Origin of the sequence: Maricaulis sp. (assembly GCF_015665295.1) — a bacterium.
Taxonomy (GTDB): Bacteria; Pseudomonadota; Alphaproteobacteria; order Caulobacterales; family Maricaulaceae; genus Maricaulis.
Map to the genome: position 1 here is coordinate 1 of NZ_JADFAJ010000003.1, position 14958 is coordinate 14958.

11 protein-coding genes are annotated in these 14958 nt (G+C 64.2%); 4 read left to right on the top strand and 7 right to left on the bottom strand.

Annotated features, from left to right (window positions below; genetic code table 11):
- Position 1: 1 nt before the first annotated feature.
- Positions 2-178, top strand: coding sequence for an integrase core domain-containing protein (locus QZZ02_RS15035; protein ID WP_366511482.1), 177 nt, complete (start codon positions 2-4; stop codon positions 176-178).
- On the opposite strand, the gene QZZ02_RS01530 is transcribed toward QZZ02_RS15035, so the two are convergent.
- The 7 genes from QZZ02_RS01530 to QZZ02_RS01560 all read right to left on the bottom strand — a co-directional run bounded on the left by QZZ02_RS01530 (position 175) and on the right by QZZ02_RS01560 (position 8714).
- A complete protein-coding gene (locus tag QZZ02_RS01530) occupies positions 175-1398 on the bottom strand; it encodes a vanadium-dependent haloperoxidase (protein ID WP_291841798.1) in 1224 nt (407 codons plus the stop codon). The genes QZZ02_RS15035 and QZZ02_RS01530 overlap by 4 nt on opposite strands.
- A gap of 105 nt (positions 1399-1503) precedes the next feature.
- Entirely contained in the window at positions 1504-2193 is a 690-nt protein-coding gene (phoB, locus tag QZZ02_RS01535; RefSeq protein WP_291841800.1) for a phosphate regulon transcriptional regulator PhoB, read from the bottom strand.
- A 33-nt stretch (positions 2194-2226) separates the two neighbouring features.
- Positions 2227-2910, bottom strand: coding sequence for a phosphate signaling complex protein PhoU (phoU, locus tag QZZ02_RS01540; RefSeq protein ID WP_291841801.1), 684 nt, complete (start codon positions 2908-2910; stop codon positions 2227-2229).
- A 31-nt stretch (positions 2911-2941) separates the two neighbouring features.
- Positions 2942-3730 (bottom strand): phosphate ABC transporter ATP-binding protein PstB, encoded by a 789-nt coding sequence (gene pstB / locus QZZ02_RS01545; RefSeq protein WP_291841802.1) that lies wholly within the window; start codon positions 3728-3730, stop codon positions 2942-2944.
- A gap of 4 nt (positions 3731-3734) precedes the next feature.
- Positions 3735-5477: a phosphate ABC transporter permease PstA gene (pstA, locus tag QZZ02_RS01550; RefSeq protein WP_291841803.1), complete on the bottom strand. Its 1743-nt coding sequence runs from the start codon at positions 5475-5477 to the stop codon at positions 3735-3737.
- A complete protein-coding gene (gene pstC / locus QZZ02_RS01555) occupies positions 5470-7170 on the bottom strand; it encodes a phosphate ABC transporter permease subunit PstC (protein ID WP_291841804.1) in 1701 nt (566 codons plus the stop codon). The genes pstA and pstC overlap by 8 nt, the downstream gene beginning before the upstream one ends.
- Before the next feature lie 146 nt (positions 7171-7316).
- Positions 7317-8714: an ATP-binding protein gene (locus tag QZZ02_RS01560; protein ID WP_291841805.1), complete on the bottom strand. Its 1398-nt coding sequence runs from the start codon at positions 8712-8714 to the stop codon at positions 7317-7319.
- Positions 8715-9000: 286 nt separating this feature from the next.
- Here QZZ02_RS01560 and QZZ02_RS01565 point away from each other — a divergent pair, with 286 nt between their 5' ends.
- The 3 genes from QZZ02_RS01565 to QZZ02_RS01575 are packed head-to-tail and all read left to right on the top strand — an operon-like array spanning position 9001 to position 14941.
- Entirely contained in the window at positions 9001-10416 is a 1416-nt protein-coding gene (locus QZZ02_RS01565; RefSeq protein ID WP_291841807.1) for an efflux transporter outer membrane subunit, read from the top strand.
- Between the two features lie 2 nt (positions 10417-10418).
- Positions 10419-11693 carry an efflux RND transporter periplasmic adaptor subunit gene (locus QZZ02_RS01570; RefSeq protein WP_291841808.1) on the top strand — a complete coding sequence of 425 codons (1275 nt, stop codon included), beginning with the start codon at positions 10419-10421 and terminating at the stop codon, positions 11691-11693.
- Positions 11694-11722: 29 nt separating this feature from the next.
- A complete protein-coding gene (locus QZZ02_RS01575) occupies positions 11723-14941 on the top strand; it encodes an efflux RND transporter permease subunit (RefSeq protein WP_291841810.1) in 3219 nt (1072 codons plus the stop codon).
- The last annotated feature ends 17 nt before the right edge of the window (positions 14942-14958 follow it).

The window sequence follows — 14958 nt, forward strand, 5'->3', positions numbered from 1 at the left end:
CCTGCTCAGGGAATGGGCCTACGCCATACCCTACAGATCATCCGATAGCCGGAACCGCGATCTCGCCCGATATCTAGACTGGTACAATACCGGCCGGCCGCACTATGCTCTCGCCAAACAGCCGCCAACCAAAAGGCTCAGCCAGCTACTGAACAACGTCTTGAGAAACGACACCTAGTCCGCCTCGACCGGCTGTCCGAAACGGGCCAGCGCCAAACCGGCCGCTGTACGGCCAATCTCTTCGGCATCCTCGTTCGAGAAACGGTAGTGAACACCGCCATAGAGCCGCGACATCGACATGCGCCGGCTGAAATCACCGAGATCGTCGATGGCCTCGATCAGTTCCGGCGCGTCCTCGGCGTAGACATCCACGCTCTCCCCCGCCTCGAGGGTGAAACTGGCCGTCAGCACGGCAGAAACGGCAGCACCGTAGGAACAGTGTGCACACGGATACTCCGGATGACGCGGCGTATTCAGGAGAGGTGCCCAATCGGCCACCACAGCGGTATCCTCGCGGCCGTCGAGATCGGCGTTGCGAATGGCGGTAATCGGACGCCAGAACTGGAAATGGTCCTTGGCCTCACCCGTCGCGAGGCCTGCATCCGATGTCGCCAGTGACATCAAGGCCATGACCCGCGCGGTATCCAGGAGATCAAGCTCCCGCCGCGCAGCCAGCTGGCGTACCAGCGGCTCCCAGTCCTTGGACACCCAGAAGCGCGCCTCCGCGGTCTGTTCTTCGGTTCGGACTTCACTGCCCAGGGCGCCCAACGTCATAACTTCGTTGAAGTTTTCGGCCCAGAGCTCGCTGTCCAGCGCGGGCGGCCCCGCCGGTCGCAGGTCGGACGAAGCCGCCATCACCCAGGGCCGGGCATTCAGTGCGCCGCGGAAATAGGGCAATTCGGTCGGGACCCAGCGACCGGCCGTGGTGAAGGGCCGATAGGGCGGGACATCACCGATCGTGGCACCGGCACGGGCCAGGGTAAGGTCAACGACGGCGTCGGCCAGCCGGCTGGCTGCGACCCGCGCTTCAGGCGTATGCCCTTCGCTCACAGCCATCAGACGAGCGTCGGTTTCGGCCCGCGCACTGTCTCCATAGAGCCGCGTCAGGAGAGCGGCTGCGGCATGATGCGCGGCCAGGTCTGCGTCGGTTGCACCATCGGGCAGGCCTTCGAAATAGGGTGTATAGCGCTTTGCCACCGCATTCGCGGCGCTGAACATGGCCAGATCCAGAGCGGCGCTGCTGCGGAAATGAGCCGGCGTCCTTTGCCCCCCCGCCTCAATGTATCGCTGCGAGACCTCCGACTGGATCTCCCGCCACGCAAACACATCCTGCCAGTCGTCAGCACAGGCCGAACCCGCTATGGCCACACCCAGCACGGCCGCGGCGGCCCATTTCAAGCCCCGTGTCACGATCAAGAAATCCCCCAGAGCTCATCCCTGCGGGAAACCCTAGTGCGCGATCACATACCTGTCACACGAATTAGGGCACGATACGCGTTGCGATCACGCATTCACGTCAAAGGCATAGCCGGCTGAACGGACGGTGCGGATGGGGTCGCGCTCTTCCTTGTTGTTGAGCGCCTTGCGCAGGCGACCGACATGGACGTCCACCGTGCGCGCCTCGACATAGACGTCCGAGCCCCAGACCGCGTCGAGCAATTGCTCACGCGAGAAGACCCGGCCGGGGTGCTGCATGAGATAATCCAGCAGGCGGAATTCGGTCGGTCCGAGATGGATTTCCCGATCAGCCCGGCGGACCCGGTGCGCGACACGATCCATCGTGATGTCGCCGGCCTCGATCACGTCCTCGGCCAGGCCCGGACGGATACGGCGAAGAACGGCGCGGATGCGCGCGAACAGCTCGGTCATCGAGAAGGGTTTGACGATGTAATCATCAGCGCCGGTATCGAGACCGCGCACCCGGTCGGTTTCCTCGCCGCGAGCCGTGAGCATGATGATCGGCACATTCGCCGTTTCCTGGCGCCCGCGCAGGCGGCGACAGACCTCGATGCCCGACACTTTCGGCAGCATCCAGTCAACCAGGACCAGATCCGGCGTGGCCTCTTCAGCCTGCATCAGGGCGTCTTCGCCGTCTCTGGCGACCGCGACCGTATAGCCTTCCTTCTCCAGATTGTACTGAAGCAGGGTGGCCAGGGCATCTTCATCTTCAACGACAAGGATTTGGGGTTTCATCGAACGGCTCCGGGCTTACGATCGTTGTCTGGCTCAGGAATGACCGTCGTCCACCAGAGGTGACGCGGTCACCATGAAGTGGACGGCTTCTGCAATATTGGTGGCGTGGTCGCCGATGCGCTCCAGATTCTTGGCGACGAACAGGATGTGGACGCCCGGGCCCACGAGGCCGGAATCCTCGGTCATCGCGAGCAGCATTTCGCGGACCAGCGTGTTGTAGCGCTCATCGACCTCGTCATCGGAATGCCAGACGCGCACCGCCGGCTCGATATCGGCCGAGGACTGGGCATCCAGCACTTCGCGCAATTGCTTGATCACGATTGCGCCCAGGCGCTCGACCTGCTGGGTCAGGGGAAGCGGGGCATAGCCGGCCAGATCGCCGGCACGATAGGCAATATTCTTGGCAAGATCGCCGACGCGTTCCAGATCGGAGGCGATCTTGAGTGCCGAGATCGTCATCCGCAGGTCCGTCGCCAGGGGCTGGCGCAGGGCAAACAGACGCAGGACGCGCTTTTCAATGTCCACCTGCAGGGCGTTGACCTGGGCCTCGCGGGCCTTGATGTCCGGCTTGATGCTGGCATCGCGGCGGACGACGGCCGCGATCGCCTTTTCCAGCTGCGTCTCGACAAGGCCACCCATGCGGGCGAGATCGTCGGCAAGCTGGTCCAGCTCTTCGCCATAGGCGGTAACGATGTGCGCAGTTCTTGAAAGCGCCATGACTGGCCCCCTTCTCGATGGATGCCCCGGCCTAGCCGAAACGTCCGGTGATGTAGTCCTGCGTGCGGGAGTCGCGCGGGTTGGTGAAAATGTCCTCGGTCGGCCCGTATTCGACGAGGTTGCCCATATGGAAAAAGGCGGTCTGCTGAGAGACCCGCGCTGCCTGTTGCATCGAATGCGTGACGATGATGATGCAGTAATTCTCGCGCAATTCGTCAATCAGCTCTTCGATTCGCGCGGTGGCGATCGGGTCGAGCGCCGAACACGGCTCGTCCATCAGGATGACTTCCGGATTGACGGCGATGGCGCGGGCGATGACGAGGCGCTGTTGCTGACCGCCGGAAAGGCTGGTGCCGGGATGGGCAAGACGATCGGAAACCTCGTCCCACAGGCCGGCCTTGCGCAGGGCGTTCTCGACAATCTCGTCGAGCTCCGGGCGCGACAGGGCGAGACCGTGAATGCGCGGTCCGTAGGCGACATTGTCATAGATCGATTTCGGGAAGGGGTTCGGCTTCTGGAACACCATGCCGACGCTGGCGCGAAGCACGACCGGATCGATCGACTTGTCGTTGATCTCCCGGCCATCAATGGTCAGCGATCCGCCGACCTTGGCCCCCTCGATCGTGTCATTCATGCGGTTCAGGCAACGCAGGAAGGTCGACTTGCCGCAGCCCGACGGGCCGATGAAGGCCGTCACCGAACGATCGGGAATGTCGATCGAGACATTGTGCAGGGCCTGCTTGCCGGAATAGCTGACGGTCACGTCGCGCGCGGCGACCTTGATCGGCAGCTCGGCAGGATTGTGGGATGCATCGGTCATGGATCTACCATCTCCGCTCGAAGCGACGGCGCAGATAGATGGCTAGGGCATTGAAGCCAATCATCAGCGCGAGAAGAACAAGGATTGCGGCGGCACTGCGGTATTCCCAGGCCCGTTCGGCGCCGTCGGACCACAGGAAAATCTGGACCGGCATGACGGTCGCGGGCTCGGTGAACCCTTCCAGCCCCAGCGTCGGTGCATCGGCGATGAAGGCGACCATGCCGATCATCAGGAGCGGTGCGGTCTCGCCCATCGCCTGGGCCAGGCCGATGATGGCACCGGTCAGGATGCCGGGTGCGGCCAGCGGCAGGACGTGATGAAACACGGTCTGGGTCCGCGAGGCGCCAACGGCCAGCGCCGCCTGGCGGATCGATTGCGGCACCGCCTTGAGCGCGGCGCGGGTTGCAATGATCACGGTCGGAAGGGTCATCAGCGACAGGACAAGGCCACCGACGAGCGGCGCCGAACGCGGCAGTCCGAAGGCATTGATGAAGACCGCCAGCCCGAGCAGGCCGAAGACAATGGAAGGGACCGCCGCCAGGTTGTTGATATTGACCTCGATCAGCGCGGTGAAACGGTTCTTCGGGGCGTATTCTTCAAGGTAGAGCGCGGTGAAGACACCAATCGGAACCGAGATGATGATCGTGATCATCATCGTCAGGATGGAGCCGAACAGCGCGCCCTTGACCCCGGCCAGCTCGGGTTCACGGCTGTCGGCATTGGCGAAGAGGTAGGTATTGAAACTCGCACGGATCGCGCCGCGCTCCTGCAGCGCGCGCGTCCATACGATCAGCTGGTCACTGACCCGGCGACGTTCCGCCGGCGTATCGATCACATACAGCGTCCAGTCAGCTGCCGCTGCGAGTGGTTCGGACCCGATCAGGAAACGCCCGGTCGCCGCGGCGCCGTTGCGGCCAAGCGATGTCAGCGCGACGGCGCGACCTTCGACCTCGACGATCACGCTGGGCAGGCTCGCATCCAGCGTCAGCGATCCGGCATCGGCCTCCAGCGTTGCGCGAATGTCTGCAGCCCGGCGCCGGTTCAGGTCAGCGTCGTAGAGCAGGTCCTCGGCTTCGGTGCCGGACAGGCCTTCGGCGAGACCGGCGAGCGTGTCGGCCTGGACTTCCAGAACGGTGGCCCGGGCGCGCAGCACGCGGGCGAGTTCGGCGGCCAGCTCGCGGAAATCCGTTTCCGTCGAACTGATCGCGACCTCATCGCCCTCGACCGCCAGGGAAAGGACGCCGCCGGTATCCAGCGTGCGATCCTCAACCAGAAGGCCCTTGAGGTAGAGATCGAGGTCATCGGCAAGCGGCATGGTGAAGTCGTACCGGCTGCCGATCAGGTCGGGATTCTCCAGCACATCATCCATCAGGCGCGTGGCATTGAGCGCGGTATAGAGACTGAACAGGTTGCGCAGATCACGGCGGGCCTGAACCTCGGGAAATTCCGCCCGTATGGCGTCCTGAAGGGCCCGGCTGTAGCCGCCCCGACGCAAGGATTCCTCGCTGCCATCACCGTTCGGATCGATGAGCTCGCGATCGAGTTCGACAGTCAGCTCCAGCTGGTTGACCGTAAAGGCCGGCAGTCCGCCAGAAATGATCGAGGCGAGCAGGATGACGAGAATGCCGACCGCCGCTGCGACCGCTGCGAGACCGGCCGCGCGAAAGCGCAACTCGGCCCGGTAGCGGGCACCGAGATTCTTGCTGACAGCAGACCGGATCGGCGAGATGTCGGGGGTATCAGTCATATTTTTCCCGGTATCTTTGCACGACGCGCAGCGCGAGGACGTTCATCAGGAGCGTGATGACGAAGAGGACCAAGCCCAGCGCGAAGGCGGACAGGGTCTTGGGGCTGTCAAATTCCTGGTCGCCGGTCAGCAGCATGACGATTTGCACCGTGATCGTTGTCACTGATTCCAGCGGATTGGCGGTCAGGTTCGCGCCCTGGCCCGCCGCCATCACAACAATCATGGTTTCACCGACCGCGCGCGACACGGCCAGCAGGATGGCGCCGACAATGCCCGGCAGGGCTGCCGGAATGATCACGCGGCCGATGGTCTCGGACTTGGTCGCGCCCATGGCATAGGAGCCGTCGCGCAGCGATTGCGGCACGGAATTGATCACATCGTCGCTGAGCGAGGAGATGAAGGGAATGATCATGACCCCCATGACCAGGCCGGCCGACAAGGCACTCTGTGTCACCACATCGTCAATGCCGATCATCGCAAAGAAACTGCGAATGGCCGGGCCGACGGTCAAAAGGGCGAAGAAGCCGTAGACCACCGTGGGAATGCCGGCGAGGATTTCCAGGATCGGCTTGGCAGTCAGGCGGAAACGCGGGCCGGCATATTCCGACAGGTAGATGGCCGACAACAGGCCGATCGGGACCGCCACGACCATGGCGATCAGCGTGATCATCGCCGTACCGGCAAACAGGGGCACGGCTCCGAAGGCGCCGGACTGACCGACCTGATCCGCCCGAAGCGCGATCTGGGGCGACCATTGCAGGCCGAACAGGAATTCGGTGAGAGGCACTGTCGAGAAGAAGCGGATGCTCTCGAACAGGAGCGAGAAGACGATGCCGATCGTCGTCATGATCGCGATCACGGACGACAGGAAAAGCATGGCCGTGACCAGGCCTTCGACGTGATTGCGGGCCCGGAAAGGACCGGCGATCTGGCCGCGTGTCCGGACCAGGCCACCGACAGCGAGCGCCAGGGCCAAACCGGCAAACAGGTAGCGGATGCGGAGGTCATGGTGCGCCATCACGGCCGCAGCAGCATCAAGCTCGTCGCTCGCCCGGCTGGCCAGGCCGTCCGTTGCGATCCGGCGGACATCCGACAGGAAGAGCTGTCGCCGTTCACGCGGCGCGTGGACGAGTTCGAAACCCGCCAGGGCGCGAACCTCGGCGCCGGACGCGGCGGCCTCGGCCGAGACCCGGTCGCGCAACACATCACGCCGCGCCAGCCGGGCGTCCTCGGTCGTCGCAATCTGGTTGACGAGGTCGGTTTGCTCCACGGCGAGCGCCTCAAGCCTTTGCGGGTCACGATCGCTGCCGCTGGCGCTGCGAAGCTCGGCCATGGAATCACTGATCGCATCGGCACGGGCGCGCAGCAGCGTCAACGCCTCTTCAAGCGCCAGGATCTCGGGATCCGAGGCAAGCTCGCTCTCGAAGCTGGATGTCAGCACGATCGCGTCCCGGCGCAGTTCGGCGGCCGTGATGCGGTCGACCAGTGTTGGGCCGAACATGCCGTAGACCGCTAGCAGCAGGAAGGCTGGCAGGCCGGTCCAGATCGCAACGTGATAGCCATGATAATTGGGCAGGGAATGCAGGCTCGCTGTCGCGCCCGATACCGCCGCGATCGCCCGCGAGCGGCCGACATAAAAGCCGCCGGCCAGCATCACGATGATCGCGAGAGCGACGATGGCGATAATGGACATTCAATTCCCCTCGGCTCGCCGATGGTGGTCTGGTTCCGTTGGCGCCGGTTCGAGTGGTACGCCCGATGCGCGCCCCGTATATGACAGTCAGGCTACGGTTTTGTGACAGCACCCAGCCTGCCCGCGGGAAAAATCGGATACCGGCGTCAACCCCCTGGCAATTCAGAAGCTTTTGACACGTGGCGCGCGACCGGCAGAAACACGCTGAAGACGGATCCCGTGCCGGGCAGGCTTTCGACCGTGAAGCCGCCGCGATGGCGGTTGACGATGTGCTTGACGATCGCCAGCCCGAGTCCGGTCCCCTCCTTCGGGCCGCTCTTCTGGCCATCGACACGATAGAACCGTTCCGACAGGCGCGGCAGGTTTCCCCGCTCGATGCCCTTGCCCGCATCGCGGACACGGACCGCAAGGAAGCGGTCGCCGGCTTCCGAGCTGGGGCCCGCCAGGGTCAGCCGGCTTGCGGCATCGCCCAGCACGAGGCCGGGACGCTCCGCCTGGTCCCGGGTGAGCCCGGTGCACAGCTGCAGGGTCACGGTCGATCCGGATTCCGAATACTTGATCGCATTCTCGACCAGGTTCATCACGACTTCGAGCAATTGATCCCGTTCACCCACGGCGACGGCCGGTTCAGCGTTGACCTCGAGCCTGATCGACTTTTCGGCGATCTGCGGCCGCAAGACGTCCACGACATCATCAATGATCGCCGCCATGTCGGCCGTGCCGCTTGGCGGCACATGCTCGTCCATTTCCACACGCGACAGCGAAAGAAGATCATTGATCAGGCGCTGCATGCGCTCGGTCTGGTCGAACATGATGGCCAGGAAACGGTCACGCGCATCCGGATCATCCTTGGCGTGACCGCGCAGCGTCTCGATGAAGCCGGCCAGCGAGGCCAGCGGTGTACGCAACTCATGGCTGGCATTGGCCAGGAAGTCGGCCCGCATGCGGTCAGCGCGCTTGATCGATGTTTCGTCCGACAGCACAAGCATGGCGCGCCACGGCAGGGCCGGGTCCTCCGGCGCGGCGACCGGCGCAACGAACGCCCGGACATGGCTCTCGACCGGCGCCATCATGGAGTATTCGACCGGCTCAACGGCGTGGCCACGAAGTGCTGCGCTGACAGCTTCGAGGACCTGGGGCTGACGCAATACAGACGACAGATGGCCGGTCACCGGACCGAGGCCGAGGAATTCGCGTGCCGCCGGATTGGCGATCTCGATGCGGCCACCCGAGCCGACCAGCAGGACCGGAATGGGCAGGCTCTCCAGCATCAGCTGGGCATTGGCCGAGCTGCCTGACGCACCACTGTCCTGGCCGCGGTGCGAAGCGGGGTCCGGGAGTGGATTGAGCGCCGTCCGCACGGTCAGGTAATAGAAGGTCGAGAGCGCCGCGATGGTGGTGATCGCGACCACTGTTTCCAGCAGGCCGAGCTCACCAAACATCCAGAACAGGACGAGGACCATGCTGCCAAGGCCCGCGACTGCGGCCGTATCCCGCCGCCTGATCCGGATCAGTGGCGCCTCGGAGTCATTTTTATTGCTCAAGTTTTAGTCGCCTTTGGACTTGTCATGCGTCATGTAGCGCGCCGAACGGGGCGCAGAGCGCAGTTTTGGCGCGTGGTCGCCATACGGGTTCTAGCGTGATTTGCATCCAAATGACGAGCCCGCGGCATCAAAGCCATAACGGCAGAACAACGACATCACGAATTTCGAGAGAGTTTTCATGCCATTCGCTATGCATTTAGTGTTTTTCGATAAAAATCTGTTGACTTTCGCTATGCCGCTCCTAGGATGCAGCTCCAATTCAGATCAAGACGTGCGGGGACAACGCATGGCAAAACGTTTGCTAGTAATCGCCACAGCACTGGCCACCGCTTCCTGCAGCACGCTGCAGGCCTTCGAGACCCGGGAATTCAGTGCCGAGGGAACACTTCCCTCGGCACCGGCTTCCTGGTCAGCCGGTACGGGCGAAGCCGGGGCCGAGCTGGCCCGCGACTGGGTCGCCTCCCTGGAGGATGCGCGCCTCTCGTCTCTTATTGATGAAGCCTTCGCGGGCAATCCGTCTCTGGCCCAGTCGCTGGCGCGCTTTCATGGCGCCCAGGCGGCGGCGCGCATCGACGGCGCGCGCTTCCTGCCGCGCCTTGACGGCAGCACCACCTACACACGCACCGAGCGCAACAGCGGTGCCGGGTCGGACAGTTTCGGCCTCGGCCTCTCCGCATCCTGGGAAACCGATCTGTGGGGCGCGCTTCGCGACAATTCACGTGCCAGCGGCCTCAACGCCGAAGCCGCAGCCGAGGACGTCCGCGCCGCGCAGCTGTCGGTCGCAGGCCTGGTGGCCAAGGGCTGGTTCTCGCTGATCGAGGCCCGCCAGCAGACCGAACTGGCCGAGCGCGATGTCGCGACGCGCCAGAGTTCACTCGACCTTACCGAACGCCGCTTTGCCCGCGGCCTGGTCCGCAGCTCGGACGTTCGGACCGCCCGCAGCGCGCTGGCCTCGTCGCAGGCCGCCCTCGCCTCGCGCCAGCGCGTCGAAGCTTCTTCGGCTCGCGGCCTTGAAACCCTGCTCGGTCGTTATCCGTCCGCCAGCCTGGCGCCGGAGGGCGATTTCCCCGAGCTTGCCGCCCTGGGCGGTCTGGGCAGGCCGGTCGACCTGCTCGGTCGCCGTCCCGATGTTCGGGCTGCGCGCGACCGCCTGGATGCGGCGGGCCTGCAATCGGACGCCGCCGCCAAGGCGCTCATCCCGAGCCTGTCCCTGCGTGGCTCGTCCGGCACCGGCGGTATCGATGTCTCCGACATGTTCGACCTGGACACGCTGGTCTCCAGCATCACCGCCTCGCTGGTCGCGCCGATTTTCGATGGTGGCACCCTGCTGGCCCAACGTGACCAGGTCTATGCCAATGCCGAGGGGCTGGTCGCCGGCTATGTCGCGACCGTGCTGACCGCCTGGCAGGAATCGGAAGATGCGATCCATGCCGACGCGATTCTCGCCCGGCGGGTCGAAAATTTGCGCCAGGCCTATGAAGAAGCCGCAGCGGCCGAGGACCTTGTGGTCCGCGAATACGCCCGCGGCGTATCCACCATTTTCGAACTGCTGACCGCCCAGTCGCGGCGGATCAGCGCTGAAAGCCAATACATCTCGGCGCGTCGCGAACGTGTGACCAATCGCGTCGATCTCTATCTCGCCCTTGCCGGCGATTTCTCCGCGGCCCAGTCCGCAGACCCGGCCGCGCACACAGGAGAATAATCATGGGTAAGTTTCTCGGACGTTTCTTGATCCTCATCGTTGTTGGCGCTGTCGGCGTCGGCGTGATTGTCAGCCTCTTCATGTCGCAACAGCGCCCGGAGCGCGCCAACGCCGCACCGCGGCCGGTCGCGGTCTTCGTCGACGAGGCCCGTCTGGACACGATCGCACTGCAGGTCTCCTCGCAAGGCGAGGCCCGTCCGCGCACCCAGATCAATCTCGTGCCCCAGGTCGCCGGACGTATCACCTTTGTGAATCCGGATTTCATCGAGGGCGGCTTCTTCGAGGCCGGTGAAACCCTGGTCCAGATCGACGACGCCGATTATCGTCTCGCCGTGACCCGGGCCTCCGCCCAGGTCGCACAGGCGCAACAGGCCCTGGTCCGCGAACAGGCCGAGTCCGAACTGGCCGCCAGCGAGTGGGCTGAGCTCGGCGAGGGCGAAGCCTCGTCCCTGACGCTGCGTGAGCCGCAACTGGCCGAAGCGCGGGCCCAGCTGGCCGCGGCGGAAGCCGCCCTCCAGGCGGCCCGCCTCGACCTGCAACGCACGCGGATTTCCGCGCCGTTCAGCGGCCGCGTCCGCACCAAGAGCGCCGACCTCGGCCAGTATGTGTCGCCGGGTACGCCGCTGGGCGAAGTGTTCTCGACCGATGCCGTTCTGGTGCGCCTGCCGCTGACTGATCACGAACTCGGCCTGCTGGGCATTCCGATCGCCTACAATGCCGGTGGCGACGGCGAAGGCATGCCGGTTGAGCTGAGCGCCGCCCTCGGTGGCAGCCAGCAGACCTGGCAGGGCCGCATCACCCGCACTGACAGTGCCATCGACCCGCAGACGCGCGTTCTCTACGCGATTGCCGAAGTGACGGATCCCTACGGGGCCGGTGCCTCGAACGGGACGCCGCTGGCCGTCGGCCTGTTTGTTACCGCCAATATCACCGGGCGTGATGTGGAAAATGCCTACATCCTGCCCCGCTCGGCCCTGCGCGGCCAGAACAGCGTCTATGTCGCGGAAGAGGGCGGGACCCTCTCGGTCCGCACCGTTGACGTCATCGACTCCAACTCGGAGCGGGTCGTGGTCTCCTCCGGGGTCCGTGGTGGCGAAATGGTCGTCATCTCGCCGATCCGCGGCGCCAGCGATGGCATGCGCATCCAGACATTCGATGCGGCCGGCGAGATGATCGCGGCCTATTCGGCAACCTATGACGAAGACGACACGGCCGAAGGCCTGGCTGAAACCGAAACCGGCGAAGCCGACAGCGATGCTGTCGCGAGCGCCGGTTAACCGAACAGCCCCAAGGGAGGAGAACGGCGATGACCGACCCGAACACCACTCATGACGATGCCCCGCGGGGCGGTATTATCGGCTGGTGGGCGCGAAATTCCGTCGCTGCCAACCTGGTGATGATCATCGCCGTTCTCGGCGGTTTCATTGGCTACAAATCGCTTAACCGCGAGGTCTTCCCGACCGTGTCGGTGAACGGCGCCAGCGTCTCGGTCGCCTGGCCGGGCGCCTCGCCGCAGGAAGTCGAAGAGCAGATCATTGTCCGGATCGAGGAAGCCCTCTCGGACATGGACGGTATCGAGACCATCACCTCGACCGCCCGCGAAGGCGGCGGCAATATCAATATCGAGGGCAAGCGCTCGGTCGATGTCGGTGAGTTCATCGACGCCATCAAGCTCGAGGTCGACTCGGTCAACAACCTGCCGCAATCGGCCTTCCGCCCCGTCGTGACGCCCTGGCGTTCCCAGGACCAGGTGGTCGGATTTGCCGTGCACGGCAGCCCGGACCGGCGTGAACTCCAGGCCATCGCCCGCGAAATCCGGGACGAAGTGGCCCAGCTGCCCGGCGCCTCCATTGTCAACATGTGGGCGACCCGCGGCGAAGAGGTCTCGATCGAGGTCTCCGAGGAGACGCTGCGTCGCTACGACCTGACCTTCGACGAGATTGTCCGCGCCGTCCGCTCCAGTTCGCTGAACGCATCGGCCGGCAGTGTCCGGACCGATCTGGGTGATGTGAACATCACCTCCCGCCAGCTGGCCGATACGGCGCCCGAGTTCGAGGACATCATCATCCGGCAAACGAGCGACGGCGGTACGCTGCGCGTTCGCGATATTGCCCGCGTGACCGACGGCTTCAGCGATTTCAATCTCGAAGCCACCTATAATGGCGAGCCGATGGTGCTCGTCGTCGTCGAAACCTCGCCGAACATCGATGTGGTGAACACCTCGCAGCAGGTTCGCGACTATATCGACCGCAAGCGTGCTGAACTGCCCGATGGCGTCCACCTGTCGCTGTGGTGGGACAATTCGGAAATGTACACGGGTCGCATGGAAACGATCGCCAGCTCCGCCCTGTTCGGTGGCATCCTGGTCCTGATCGTCCTCTTCCTCTTCCTGCGCCCGATGGTGGCGTTCTGGGTGACCATCGGGATCTTCGTTGCCTTCGGCGGCGCCTTCCTGATCCTGCCCATGCTTGGCGTCACGCTGAACATGCTGTCACTGTTCGCCTTCCTGCTGGTGATCGGTATCGTCGTCGATGATGCCATCGTGGTCGGGGAAAACATCCACGACCGCGTCGAACGCGGCGAACCTGGTCTGACGGCCGCGATCGTCGGCACGCAGATGGTGGCCAAGCCGGTGATTTTCGCCGTCATCACCACCATCATGATGTTCTCGCCCTGGATGCTGCTGACCGGACCGGAAGTGCAGTTCACCCGACAGATTTCGCTCGTGGTGATCGCGGCGCTGGCCTTCTCGCTGATCGAGTCCCTGCTCATCCTGCCGGCCCACCTGTCGCACATGAAGCCGCAGTCCAGTACCGGCTTCTTCGGGCCACTGATCGCTGTGCAGCGGATGATCGCCAACTCCCTGCTGAGCTTTGCCCGCGGTGTTTACCGGCCGGTCGCCAAGGCCTGCATACGCAACCGTTATGCGACGTTTGTCGGCTTCTTCCTGATCTTTGTCGCCTCGATTTCCATGATGATGACCAATCGGGTCGGTTCGGTTTTCATGCCGCAGATCGAGAACGAGACGATCCAGACCTCGATCACACTGGCCGAAGGCACGCCCTGGAACCGGACCGAGCAGGTCCGCCAGCAACTCGATCGGGCCCAGGACGAGGCGCTCAGCTATTACCGCGAGCAGTTTCCGGGTGAAGTGGACATGATCGAGAGCCGCTCCACGCTCGCCACCGACGGCCGGATCCGTGCCTGGATCACCCTGGCCGATCCGGAAGTCCGTCCCGGAAGCCTTCCGACCTCGGAAGTCGCCGCCCAGATCCGCGAGTATCTCGGGCCGATCCCGGATGCCGAGGAGATCCGTCTCGACTCCACGATCAATGACGGTGGCAACTCCATGAATTTTGCCCTGTCGGGGCAGAACCTGGAGGAATTGCGGGCCGCGGCCGACGATCTCAAGGCCCAGCTGCGCAGCTATGACACGCTCTACGACGTGGTCGACTCCATGCAGACCTCGACCGAGGAATTGCAGGTGCGCCTGCGTCCCAATGCCCAGGCCCTCGGCCTGACGCTGAACGATGTGACGCGTCAGGTCCGCCAGGCTTTCTGGGGTGAGGAAGTTCAGCGTCTGCCGCGTGATGGCCAGGATGTGCGTGTGATGGTGCGCCTGGACGAAGCTTCGCGCCGCTCACTCGACACCCTGCGCGATGTACGTATCCGCACCGCTGACGGGCGTGAAATTCCGCTGGCCGCGGTCGCCGAAGCCGACTTTGCGCCGGGCCTCAACCGGATCAACCGCCGCAATGGCATGCGGACGATCACGGTCAGCGCGGAATTGTCGGACCCGGCTGCCCGCGGCGACGTCAATGCCAGCCTCGGCGAGAACTACTGGGAGACGTTCGAGGCCCGCTTCCCGCATGTCTCGCGTGACGAAATCGGCCAGGCCGAGGGCGAACGCGAATTCATGTCGGAAGTCCTGGTCCTGCTCGCCTTCGCGCTGATCTCGATGTACCTGCTGCTGGCGATCGCCTTCCGCTCCTACTTCCAGCCGATCGTGATCATGATCGCCATCCCATTCTCGCTGACCGGCGCCATTTTCGGACACTTCATGTTCGACATGCCGATCGCCCTCTTCTCCTATTTCGGGGTCGGGGCCGCGGCAGGCGTCGTCATCAACGACAACCTGGTGCTGATCGACTTCGTCAACCGGCTGCGCGCCAATGGCGTGGGTGCCTACCAGGCGCTCGTCGATGCCGGCGTGCAGCGTTTCCGCCCGATCCTTCTGACCTCGGTCACCACCTTCCTCGGAATTTTCCCGATGATGGCCGAGCGCTCGACCCAGGCGGAATTCCTCAAGCCGATGGTCGTCGCCCTGGGCTTCGCGGTTATCTTCGCGCTCTTCCTGACCCTGCTCATGGTTCCGGCCATGTATGCCATCGGGGTCGACATCGCCCGCTTCTTCCGGATGGTGTGGACGGGCAAGAAGCAGCCGGCCCTCGGCGAGCACTACACCGACACCGATTTCGCCCATGGCGAACAGGCCGGTCATCTCGACCACGCACCTGCCGAATAATTGGCGTCCAAACGCCC

What these genes read in the sequence shown, in the direction of transcription:
- phoB (WP_291841800.1), bottom strand. Translation starts at nt 2,193, where the DNA reads ATGAAACCCCAAATCCTTGTCGTTGAAGATGAAGATGCCCTGGCCACC.
- phoU (WP_291841801.1), bottom strand. Translation starts at nt 2,910, where the DNA reads ATGGCGCTTTCAAGAACTGCGCACATCGTTACCGCCTATGGCGAAGAG.
- pstB (WP_291841802.1), bottom strand. Translation starts at nt 3,730, where the DNA reads ATGACCGATGCATCCCACAATCCTGCCGAGCTGCCGATCAAGGTCGCC.
- pstA (WP_291841803.1), bottom strand. Translation starts at nt 5,477, where the DNA reads ATGACTGATACCCCCGACATCTCGCCGATCCGGTCTGCTGTCAGCAAG.
- pstC (WP_291841804.1), bottom strand. Translation starts at nt 7,170, where the DNA reads ATGTCCATTATCGCCATCGTCGCTCTCGCGATCATCGTGATGCTGGCC.
- QZZ02_RS01565 (WP_291841807.1), top strand. Translation starts at nt 9,001, where the DNA reads ATGGCAAAACGTTTGCTAGTAATCGCCACAGCACTGGCCACCGCTTCC.
- QZZ02_RS01570 (WP_291841808.1), top strand. Translation starts at nt 10,419, where the DNA reads ATGGGTAAGTTTCTCGGACGTTTCTTGATCCTCATCGTTGTTGGCGCT.
- QZZ02_RS01575 (WP_291841810.1), top strand. Translation starts at nt 11,723, where the DNA reads ATGACCGACCCGAACACCACTCATGACGATGCCCCGCGGGGCGGTATT.